This window comes from Pseudomonas taeanensis MS-3 (assembly GCF_000498575.2).
Taxonomy (GTDB): domain Bacteria; phylum Pseudomonadota; class Gammaproteobacteria; order Pseudomonadales; family Pseudomonadaceae; genus Aquipseudomonas; species Aquipseudomonas taeanensis.
Window position 1 is genome coordinate 36,427 of sequence record NZ_AWSQ01000002.1, and the last position, 9,439, is coordinate 45,865.

At 63.8% G+C, this 9,439-nt stretch carries 11 protein-coding genes; 1 reads left to right on the forward strand and 10 read right to left on the reverse strand.

What is annotated here, in order from left to right; genetic code table 11:
• Positions 1 to 79: 79 nt before the first annotated feature.
• On the forward strand, positions 80 to 589 hold the full coding sequence (locus TMS3_RS08305; protein ID WP_025164802.1) for an acyloxyacyl hydrolase: 510 nt from the start codon (positions 80 to 82) through the stop codon (positions 587 to 589).
• An 86-nt stretch (positions 590 to 675) separates the two neighbouring features.
• On the opposite strand, the gene TMS3_RS08310 is transcribed toward TMS3_RS08305, so the two are convergent.
• Genes TMS3_RS08310 through TMS3_RS08355 form a run of 10 tightly spaced genes read right to left on the reverse strand, consistent with a single transcriptional unit; the run spans position 676 to position 9,423 of the window.
• A complete protein-coding gene (locus TMS3_RS08310; protein ID WP_025164803.1) occupies positions 676 to 993 on the reverse strand; it encodes a YkgJ family cysteine cluster protein in 318 nt (105 codons plus the stop codon).
• Between the two features lie 37 nt (positions 994 to 1,030).
• Positions 1,031 to 1,558 (reverse strand): DUF2878 domain-containing protein, encoded by a 528-nt coding sequence (locus tag TMS3_RS08315; protein WP_025164804.1) that lies wholly within the window; start codon positions 1,556 to 1,558, stop codon positions 1,031 to 1,033.
• On the reverse strand, positions 1,551 to 2,825 hold the full coding sequence (locus TMS3_RS08320) for an SAM-dependent methyltransferase (RefSeq protein ID WP_025164805.1): 1,275 nt from the start codon (positions 2,823 to 2,825) through the stop codon (positions 1,551 to 1,553). Before TMS3_RS08320 ends, TMS3_RS08315 begins: the two co-directional genes overlap by 8 nt.
• Positions 2,812 to 3,612: a DUF1365 domain-containing protein gene (locus TMS3_RS08325; RefSeq protein WP_025164806.1), complete on the reverse strand. Its 801-nt coding sequence runs from the start codon at positions 3,610 to 3,612 to the stop codon at positions 2,812 to 2,814. The genes TMS3_RS08320 and TMS3_RS08325 overlap by 14 nt, the downstream gene beginning before the upstream one ends.
• Positions 3,612 to 4,859 (reverse strand): NAD(P)/FAD-dependent oxidoreductase, encoded by a 1,248-nt coding sequence (locus TMS3_RS08330; protein ID WP_025164807.1) that lies wholly within the window; start codon positions 4,857 to 4,859, stop codon positions 3,612 to 3,614. The genes TMS3_RS08325 and TMS3_RS08330 overlap by 1 nt, the downstream gene beginning before the upstream one ends.
• Complete coding sequence (locus TMS3_RS08335; protein WP_025164808.1) at positions 4,856 to 5,629, reverse strand: SDR family NAD(P)-dependent oxidoreductase; 774 nt, start codon at positions 5,627 to 5,629, stop codon at positions 4,856 to 4,858. The genes TMS3_RS08330 and TMS3_RS08335 overlap by 4 nt, the downstream gene beginning before the upstream one ends.
• The gene (locus TMS3_RS08340; protein ID WP_025164809.1) at positions 5,626 to 6,048 is read right to left on the reverse strand and encodes a nuclear transport factor 2 family protein; all 423 of its coding nucleotides are present in this window, start codon (positions 6,046 to 6,048) and stop codon (positions 5,626 to 5,628) included. The genes TMS3_RS08335 and TMS3_RS08340 overlap by 4 nt, the downstream gene beginning before the upstream one ends.
• Positions 6,045 to 7,499, reverse strand: coding sequence for a deoxyribodipyrimidine photo-lyase (phrB, locus tag TMS3_RS08345; protein ID WP_025164810.1), 1,455 nt, complete (start codon positions 7,497 to 7,499; stop codon positions 6,045 to 6,047). Before phrB ends, TMS3_RS08340 begins: the two co-directional genes overlap by 4 nt.
• Positions 7,500 to 7,507: 8 nt before the next feature.
• On the reverse strand, positions 7,508 to 8,458 hold the full coding sequence (locus TMS3_RS08350) for a MerR family transcriptional regulator (RefSeq protein WP_025164811.1): 951 nt from the start codon (positions 8,456 to 8,458) through the stop codon (positions 7,508 to 7,510).
• Positions 8,455 to 9,423, reverse strand: a complete 969-nt coding sequence (locus tag TMS3_RS08355) for a YbgA family protein (RefSeq protein WP_025164812.1) — start codon at positions 9,421 to 9,423, stop codon at positions 8,455 to 8,457. The genes TMS3_RS08350 and TMS3_RS08355 overlap by 4 nt, the downstream gene beginning before the upstream one ends.
• Positions 9,424 to 9,439 lie beyond the last annotated feature (16 nt).

Below are 9,439 nucleotides of genomic sequence, written 5' to 3' on the forward strand. Positions count from 1 at the left end.
CCATTAACAGTAAATATTTCTATACTCCCAGACAGCCCGAAGCGGTTTTATCGTGATCTTCTGGAAAAAGGATAATTACATGAAGAAGTTGTTTGCCGTTGCTGCGCTGGCAGCCTTGTCCATGGGGACGGCAGCTCAGGCCGCAGATGTGACCTTCGCCATTGGTCAGTCCGGTGATTCGACCATGGTCTATCGCGTGGGAACCCAATTCGATTTCAGCAGCCGTTGGTGGCAGAGCGATGTCGGCCATCTGAGCGGTTACTGGGATGCCGGCTACACCTTCTGGGAAGGTGACAAAACGTCGAGTAACCACAGCCTGTCCTTCGCCCCTGTGTTCGTCTACGAGTTCGCCGGTGACACGATCAGGCCTTATATAGAAGCGGGCATAGGTGTGGCGGCATTTGCCCATACCGAGCTGGAAGACAATGACCTGGGTTCTTCTTTCCAGTTTGAAGATCGCCTCGGTCTAGGCGTGCGTTTTGCCGAGCAGGAAATCGGTGTGCGCGCGCTGCACTACTCCAATGCCGGCTTGAAGCAACCAAACGATGGTGTCGAGGCCTATACCCTGCATTACCGCTTGAGCTTCTAAGCACTCGCGCGTCACGTCGCGGTGGTGTGCAGAGAAAGAAAAACCGGGTCGCGGCCCGGTTTTTTTCTGCCCGCAATAAAGCCTGATCAGCGATAGATACTGGTCATGCCGCGGCGTTCGTCCTGGCATTCGACAGAGCCCATCTCGAATTCGCGGCAGATCAACGGGCGCAGCTCGTAAATGCTGCAGCGCATGCTGTCGCGATCGAGCGCCGCGCACCAGCCGTCGTCCAGGCGTTGCATCACTTCGCCGCCCCAGTCGTCGGTGGCGATGAAGCGCGGCGGTACGCCGGTATCGGTGATCAACATGACTTCCAGCTGGCAGCAGCAGGCCGCGCAGTTGGAGCAGCTCACGGCGTTTTCGCTGGGCAGTTGGGTGTGGCTGATGTGTTGGCTGTCGGTCATATCGCGCAGTGTACGCCAGGCGCGCCTCGGCGCGAGATCAAGACGACCGACGTGTACGCAGGCGTTGTTCGTGTTGCGCGCGGTAGAGTTTGGCGAAACCATGCAGCAGGGGCATGACCAGGGCCCAGATGGCTGACAGTAACGCCAGGGTCGGCCAGGTGCTGTGGGGCAGGCCGATGCCGGCCAGTTGTGCACCGCCGTAGTAGGACAAGGGCCCGCCGATGGCGCCGAGCAGGCTGGCGCGCCACCAGGGTTGCGCGGTCCAGGCCAGGCAGTGGTTGAGGGTGGTGCCCAGAAGCAGCCAGAGCAGGGCCAGCCACAATGGAATCACGGTGCGAGGCTCGCCGAAATCGAATACGCCGAGATTGAGCAGGAAACTGTCCAGCGCGCTGCCGGCGAGAAACACGCTGAACAGCAACTTGCCTTCGGCCGCCCAGCTGCTGGTCCACAGCAGATGCACCGCCACTACTCCGCCGACGATCAGCAGCCAGGGACTGTCGCCGCCGAGCACCGCGGCGAGCCAGCCGAGCTGAAACAGCAGGGCGTTGGCAATCAGTTTAGGCATGCAAGGGTCCCAGTAGTGGTTCAGGTCGGGCCGCCGGTTTGGCCAGCAGCAGTTGCGCGGTGCCGATGGTGCGCTCGATAAAGCCGCCCTCGCAATAGCACAGGTAAAACTCCCACAGGCGATAGAAGTGCTCGTCGTAGCCGAGTTGCTCCAGTTTATGCCTGGCCTGATGCAGGTTGTGGTGCCACAGGCGCAAGGTGCGTGCGTAGTGTGGGCCGAAATCCTCCATGTGCTGCAGGCTCATGTCGGTTTGGCTGCCGATGATCTCCAGCATCTTCTGCATCGAGGGCAGGGCGCCGCCGGGGAAGATATAGCGCTGGATGAAGTCGACACTGTTTTTCGCCTGTTCGTAGCGCTGGTCGCGGATGGTGATGGCCTGCAGCAGCATCAGGCCATGGTCTTTCAGTAGGCGTGCGCACTGCTGGAAGTAAGTGGGCAGGAAGCGATGGCCGACCGCTTCGATCATCTCGATGGACACCAGTTTGTCGAACTGGCCGTCGAGGTCGCGGTAATCCTTGCGCAGCAGGGTGATGCGCTGCTGCAGGCCCTGCTCGGCGATGCGCTGTGCGGTATAGGCGTACTGCTCTTGCGACAGCGTAGTGGTGGTCACGCGGCAGCCGTAGTGAGTCGCCGCATAGAGCGCCATGCTGCCCCAGCCGGTGCCGATTTCCAGCAGGTGATCGTCGGGTTTCAGCGCCAGTTTCTGACAGATACGCTCCAGCTTGTTCAGTTGCGCTTGTTCCAGGCTGTCGTCCGCGCTGCGGAACTGGGCGGCCGAGTACATCATGCTCGGGTCGAGGAACTGCTCGAACAGGTTGTTGCCCAGGTCGTAGTGGGCGGCGATGTTCTTGCGCGAGCCCTTGCGGGTGTTGCGGTTGAGCCAGTGCAGGCCTTGCATCAGCGGGCGTCCAAGCTGGGCCAGGCCGCGCTCCATGGCGTCCAGCACGTCCAGATTGCTGACGAACACTCGCACCACTGCGGTCAGGTCGGGCGTGGTCCAGTAACCATGGATATAGGCCTCGCCGGCGCCGATCGAGCCATTGCCGGCAACCATGCCCCAGAGCGCACCATCCTGCACCTGGATTTCCGCACGCAGGCTGGCATGCGGGTCGCCGAGCTCCAAGCGCTCATCGCCTTCGATGATCACCAGGTGGCCGTGGCGCAACTGGCGCAACTGGCGCATCACTGCCTGGCGTAACAGGCCGGCGCCGAGGCCATTGCCGGCGCGCACCGAGTCTTTGGCGGAAGTCAGGCTAGGGCTTTTCATGGGGTAGGTCCTTCGGGCGCGGGAGGGCAACGCTGAAGCTGTCCGCCGCGGCGTGGTGATTGAACAGTGGGAGGCGTTTGAGCAGCAGGCGCAGTGCTTGCCAGTAGATCGCAGCCAGGGTCTTGCCGGTCATCCAGGGAAAACGCAGCAGGTAGCGATGCAGACTGGCGCGAGTGAGTGCTTCGCGCTGCAGGCTGAGGCTGGCATCGAAGAGTTTGTTTTCGCCCTGCCAGTCGGCCATATGGATGCCCAGCCTGGCGCCGGCCGGGCTGAAGGCCATGCGGTATTCCAGTTCACGGGGCAGGAAGGGCGAGACGTCAAAGGCCTTGGCCACGGCGAAGTGCTGATGGCCTTCACCCACGGCCGGCAGTACATAGTGGTAACGCTCGCGCCAGGGCGTGTTGCTGACCTCGCAGAGGATTGCCGCCAGGCTGCCATCGGCCTCATGGCAGTAGAAGAAGCTCGCTGGATTGAACGCCAGGCCCCAGCTGCGCGGTTGTGCCAGCAGGCAGACCGAACCCTGCGGCGTATGCCCCAATGCTGCTCCAACGCGCTGCCGCACCGCGTCGATCAACCTGACGCCGTTGCGAGTGAACTCGGGGAGAAAGTCGCTCTCGCGGAAGGCGAACGGGGCGAAGCGGCCCTGACCGGCGAGCGGCGATAGGCCGAGCACCTGCTGCTGTTCTTCCAGGTCCAGATAGAGCAGGCCCATGCGGTAGCGGAAGTGGTGCGGCTTGGGTGCAAAGCGGCGATGCTGCACCCAGCCGCTGTACAGGGCGCTGTTCATCAGAGTGCCTCCCCGAACGCCTGGGCCACGCGCAGGGCGCTGACCACACCGTCTTCATGGAAACCGTTGGCCCAGTAGGCGCCGCAGAAGTAGCTGTGATTGGCGCCGAGCAGCTCCTTCCAACGCGCCTGTGCGGCCATGCCGGCCAGGCTGTATTGCGGGTGGGCGTAGCTATAGCGGGCAAGGATGGTGCTCGGCTCGATGGCTGCGGTCTGGTTCAGGCTGACGCAGAAGTTGGTGTCGCTGCGGATGCCCTGCAGAATGTTCATCGCGTAGGTGACCGCCGCCGGCTGCTCCAACGCACCGCTGAGGCGGTAGTTCCAGCTGGCCCAGGCCAGGCGGCGTCGGGGCAGCAGGCGGCTATCGGTGTGCAGCACCACATCATTGTCGGCATAGGGCAGGGCGCCGAGAATCGCCAACTCGACCGCTGTCGGCTCGGCCAGCAGTTGCAGTGCCTGGTCGCTGTGGCAGGCGAACACCACCTTGTCGAAGCGCTCGCTGCCGGCTGCGCTGTGCAGGGTCACACCCGTTTCGTCGCGCTCGACCCGATGCACCGGGCAGTTCAAGCGAATGTGCTGCTTGAACGAGGCCGTCAGCGGCGCCACGTAGCTACGCGAGCCGCCCTCGACCACGCACCACTGCGGACGATTACTGACCGACAGCAGGCCGTGGTTCTTGAAGAAGCGCACGAAGAACTGCAGGGGAAAGCCGAGCATGTCGCTCAGTGACATCGACCAGATCGCCGCGCCCATCGGCACTATGTAATGCTGGATGAAACGCTCGCCGTAGCCCTTGCCCCGCAGGTAGGCGCCCAGGGTGGTATCGGCGGCGATGCGCTGCTGCTCGAGGTCGACCAGCGCCTCGCGGTTGAAGCGCAGGATATCGCGAACCATGCCCCAGAACTTCGTCGACAGCAGGTTGCTGCGTTGGGCAAACAGGCTGTTGAGGTTGTTGCCGTTGTACTCCACGTCAGTGGCCGGGTCGCTGACCGAGAAGCTCATCTCGGTGGGTTTGCAGGCGACGCCGAGGTGGTCGAGCAGGCGGATGAAGTTCGGGTAGGTCCAGTCGTTGAACACGATAAAACCGGTGTCTACGGCGTACTGCTGGCCGGCGACTTCGACGTCGACGGTGTGGGTATGCCCACCGACCCAGTCGCTGGCCTCGAACAGGCTGATCTGGTGACTGCGGTTGAGCAGGTAGGCGCTGGTCAGACCGGCGATGCCGCTGCCGATGATGGCGATTTTCATGGGTTGTCCTTGCGGGCTGGTTCACTGCGCGCCAGGCGTGTGCCGATGGCCAGGCGCAGGCGTGCGGGCAGATGAGCGAGCAACTGCAGGCCGGCAATGAAAGGCCCTGGGAAGGCGATCTCGAAGGGCCGTTTGTCCAGGCGGGTGGCGATATGTCGGGCGGCTTTAGCCACCGGCCAACGCATGGGCATGGGGAAGTCGTTGTGCTGGGTCAGCGGCGTTTCGACGAAGCCGGGGCTGATCAGGGTGACGTCGATACCCTCGCTGGCCAGGTCGATGCGCAGCGCCTCCAGCAGATAGCGCAGTGCGGCCTTCGAGGCGCCATAGGCTTCGGCGCGCGGCAGCGGCAGATAGGTCACCGAGCTGCCGACGCCAACCAGATGCGGGCGCAGGCCCTGGCGCAACAGGGGCAGCGCAGCCTCAAGGCAGTAGCCGACGGCTAATACATTGGTGCGCATGACCCGCTCGAGCATGGCTGCCTCGAAGGCCCTTGCGTCGATATATTCACAGCTGCCGGCATTTAAAATCAGCGTGTCCAGCGCGCCCCACACTTGTGCAATGCGCTCACCGATCCACTGGACCTGGGCGGCCTCGCCGAGGTCGCCGGGGACCACCAGCACCTGATTCGGGTAGCGAGTCGCCAAGGCCTGCAAGGGGTCGACCCGGCGCGCGCTGAGCGCCAGGCGATGGCCGTCTTGCAGCAACAGCTCGGCCAGGGCCGCGCCAATGCCACTGCTGGCGCCGGTGAGCCAGATGCGCCGGCCGTTCATGCCAGCCTCCGCTTCAACCAGCGAATCGCCTGGCCGAGCAGGGGCAGGTGCTCATATAGCAGGCTGCCGGCATCGAAATAGTCACGGTGGCGATGCACCTTGCCGTTCCACAGCAGGTGCGAGCAGCCTTCGACCCGGATCAACTGGCCGCGCGCCAGGCGTGGGTGGCGATAGCTCATGGTCCAGCGCAGGTAACCCTCGCCCTCGCGGACTTGATCGAAGCCATAGAAGTCGAAACGCAGCTCGCTGACATGAGCGTACAGCTCGGCGAAATAGTGCTGCAGATTGGCCAGCCCGCGCACCTCGTGCAGCGGGTCGCAGAACAGCACGTCGTCGCTGTACAGCTCGCCGAGGCGGTCCAGGTTGTGCCTGTTCAGGCTGGCAAAGTCCTTGGCGAATTGGCGCAGGAAATCGCTCATGGCAGCACCTGTGTGCCGCGTTTGGGCAGACTCTTGAAGGCCTCCAGGGCGCGGGCGCGACTGCTGCTCAGGTCGATTATCGGCTGTGGGTAATCGAGCCTGTCGAACAGATCGCCGCCCTTGTTCGCGCATGCACCGGGGTTGTGGATGTCCTTGTTACTCAGGCTCGCCAGTTCCGGCAGCCAATGGCGGATAAAACGGCCGTCCGGGTCGAAGCGTTGCGACTGGCTGACCGGGTTGAAAATGCGGAAGTAGGGCGCCGCATCGGTGCCGGTGGAGGCACTCCACTGCCAGCCGCCGTTGTTGGCCGCCAGGTCGCCGTCGATCAGCTGACGCATGAAGAAGCGCTCGCCCTCGCGCCAGTCGATCAGCAGGTTCTTGGTCAGGAACATCGCCACGATCATCCGCAGGCGGTTGTGCATCCAGCCGGTAGTCAGCAGTTGGCGCATGGCCGCGTCGATGATCGGCACACCGGTACGGCCCTGCTGCCAGGCCAACAGTTCGGCGGGCGCCTGGCGCCAGGCCAACGCTTCGGTTTCCGGGCGAAAGGCGCGGTGTTTGCTCAGTCGTGGGTAGCCGACCAGGATGTGTTTGTAGAACTCGCGCCAGAGCAGCTCATTGATCCAGGTGACGATGCCGCTGCTGCCACTCTCGAACTCGCCCCGATTAGCCTGCAGTGCGGCGTGCAGGCACTGGCGCGGCGACAGCACGCCGGCGGCGAGGTAGGCCGACAGCTGGCTGGTGCCGGGTAGGGCCGGGATGTCGCGGTGCTGCTGGTAATAGTCGATGCGCTCCTCGGCGAAACTGTGCAGACGCTGTCGGGCCTCCATTTCGCCCGCCGGCCAGAGCTGGCGCATGGCTGCGCTGGGCGCCGGGAAGCCGCTCACCTCGGCTGGCATAGCGTCACCCTCAATGGCCAGCGGAGCTTGTGCCGCAGGAGTTCCGAACTGCGGCGGCAGGGCGCTGTGCAGGCGCTGATAGCAAACCTTCCGGAACTGGCTGTAGACCTGAAAGTAGCCGCCACTCTGGGTCAGCACAGTGCCAGGATTGAACAGCAGTTGGTCCAGGTGGTCGTGCAGCACGATGTCCTGCTGCTGCAGCCTCTGCGCCACGGCCTGGTCGCGCCGCTGTTCGTGCACGCCGTACTCCTGATTGGCGTGCACAGCGCTGATCCGCAGTTTCTGGCACAGCTCGCCGATCACCTGCGGTGCGGCGCTCCAGTCATCGGCCTGACGGATCAGCAGCGGCACATTCAACGTGGCCAGCGTCGCAGCCAGCTCGCGCAGGTTGCGCAACCAGAAGTCGACCTTGCAGGGCGCGTCGTCATGCGCCCGCCATTGCCCAGGGCTGAGCAGGAACAGCGCCAGGGTCGGCCCGGCGCTCATGGCGGCGGTGAGGGCGCTGTTGTCCTGCACGCGCAGGTCGCTGCGAAACCACATCAGTTGGTGCATGGGAATCCTTATGTCCGGTCCAGTAAGCCGAGACGGGTGAGGGTTGCCAGTGCTTCGAGAGGGCCCTCGGCCATGTGCACTGCGTTGTTATGTGTAGTAAGTACGTGCAGTTCCGTCCGATGGATGCATACCGTTGCTCCGATAATCAGACAGGGGCAGTTGTGGCCCGTCAGCCAACGCGGGAGAAGCGCGGTATTGAGCGTCTGGCTGGAATACAGTAGCAGCGCGCGAGGTTTGATCTGTTCGATCGCCAGGGCCAGTTCGGCTGGCGGAATCGGCCAGTCGAATACTTCCACCGGGCAATCGGAGTTGCTGGCCAGCCAGGCGGTTAGCCACAGTCCCGGTTCCATCGGCAGCTCGGAGAGGTTGACCAGCAACAGAGGGGCGCCGCCGCGCTGACTGTTGTTGTGGTACAGCCGTGCGCCGAGTTTGCTGCGCAGCCAGGAGTAGAAGAACACCCGCTCGGCCTGGGCGCCGAACTGGTTGCGCCAACGCAGTTGCAGTTCATCGAGCAGCGGTAATAGCAGGTGCTGGCACAGCGTATGGGCTGGGTAGAGGGCCAGTTCGCGGTTGAAGCAATCATCCAGTCGCCGTTCGGCCAGCTTGCCGATCGCCTGCAGCAGCTCTTTGCGCGTCTGTTGCCACCGGGAGGTGGTCTGGGTCGAGACGGGCTGATCGCTGCGCAGCAGGCCCTTCACTTGGCTGACCGCAACGCCACGCTCGAGCCAGGCGAGAATCGCCTGAATGCGTGCGACCTGCTCGGCCGAGTACAGGCGATGTCCCTTGGCCGTGCGCTGCGGCACGATCAGGCCGTAACGGCGCTCCCAGGCACGCAAGGTAACCGGGTTGACCCCGGTAGCGCGGGCCACCTCACGAATCGGCAGCAGGTCCTCGGCCAGTGCGGGCTGATAGCCAGCGCTGGACCGAGAGGGCTCGGCAGCGGTTTTCTCGGCGCTCATAGGGCGTTGCGCAGGCTGAGGTTTTCCGGGTGCGGTTGCAGGTAGGCCTGCTGCGCGAGGTAGCGGTCGGGATGGCGACGCAAGTGGTGCTTGAGTAGGGTCAGCGGTACCACTAAGGGTACGAAGCCGAGGCGGTATTGGCTGATTAGCTGCTGTATTTCCTGCTTGTCCTCGCCGCTCAGCGCGCGCTTGAGATAACCGCTGAGATGCTGCAGCACATTGCTGTGGGTGCGTCGGGTCGCGCACTGCTTCAGCGCCGCCATCAGTTCACTGAAATAACGCGGGGCCAGGTCCGCCAGTTGATGCTGGCCGAGGTCGCCGAGCAGACGTCCAAGGGCCTTGTACTGCAGCGGGTTGGTGGCCATCAGCAGGTATTTGTAGCGCGAGTGGAAGGTGATCAGCGCCTGGCGCGTCAGGCCCGCGCGCAGCAGTTGCTGCCATTCGGCATAGGCGAACACGCGAGTGAGGAAGTTCTCACGCAGGACCGGGTCGTTGAGCCGGCCGTCCTCTTCCACCGGCAGGTCCGGGCGGCGCGCGCAGAAGGCCTCGGCATAGATGCCGCGGCCCTTGGGTTCGCTGGGGCGACCGTTGTCCTGGTAGACCTTGACCCGTTCCAGGCCGCATGACGGCGACTGCTGCATGAAGATGTAGCCGCAGATGTCATCCAGCCCTGCGGCCATCTGTTCGCCGTATGCGGCCAGCGGCTCGGTGACATCGTGCTCGCGCTGCACGGTGCCGACTGCTCGCGGTGCGGCCGGGTCGCCGACCAGGCGAATCGGCTCGCGTGGGGTGCCGAGACCTATGGCCACTTCAGGGCAGAGCGGGATGAAGTCGAAGTACTCACTGAGCGTGCGACTGCACAGCTGCGATTGCTTATGGCCGCCGTTGTAGCGCACCTCGGCACCGAGCAAGCAGGCGCTGATCGCGAGTTTGGGTTTGCTGGGCGCTGAGTGGTGCCGATTCATGGCGCAACCTCTGATG

Excerpts from the sequence above, each read along its gene's own strand:
- TMS3_RS08320 (WP_025164805.1), bottom strand. The coding sequence starts at position 2,825 with ATGAAAAGCCCTAGCCTGACTTCCGCCAAAGACTCGGTGCGCGCCGGC.
- TMS3_RS08330 (WP_025164807.1), bottom strand. The coding sequence starts at position 4,859 with ATGAAAATCGCCATCATCGGCAGCGGCATCGCCGGTCTGACCAGCGCC.
- TMS3_RS08355 (WP_025164812.1), bottom strand. The coding sequence starts at position 9,423 with ATGAATCGGCACCACTCAGCGCCCAGCAAACCCAAACTCGCGATCAGC.
- TMS3_RS08335 (WP_025164808.1), bottom strand. The coding sequence starts at position 5,629 with ATGAACGGCCGGCGCATCTGGCTCACCGGCGCCAGCAGTGGCATTGGC.
- phrB (WP_025164810.1), bottom strand. The coding sequence starts at position 7,499 with ATGCACCAACTGATGTGGTTTCGCAGCGACCTGCGCGTGCAGGACAAC.
- TMS3_RS08325 (WP_025164806.1), bottom strand. The coding sequence starts at position 3,612 with ATGAACAGCGCCCTGTACAGCGGCTGGGTGCAGCATCGCCGCTTTGCA.
- TMS3_RS08315 (WP_025164804.1), bottom strand. The coding sequence starts at position 1,558 with ATGCCTAAACTGATTGCCAACGCCCTGCTGTTTCAGCTCGGCTGGCTC.
- TMS3_RS08305 (WP_025164802.1), top strand. The coding sequence starts at position 80 with ATGAAGAAGTTGTTTGCCGTTGCTGCGCTGGCAGCCTTGTCCATGGGG.
- TMS3_RS08340 (WP_025164809.1), bottom strand. The coding sequence starts at position 6,048 with ATGAGCGATTTCCTGCGCCAATTCGCCAAGGACTTTGCCAGCCTGAAC.
- TMS3_RS08350 (WP_025164811.1), bottom strand. The coding sequence starts at position 8,458 with ATGAGCGCCGAGAAAACCGCTGCCGAGCCCTCTCGGTCCAGCGCTGGC.
- TMS3_RS08310 (WP_025164803.1), bottom strand. The coding sequence starts at position 993 with ATGACCGACAGCCAACACATCAGCCACACCCAACTGCCCAGCGAAAAC.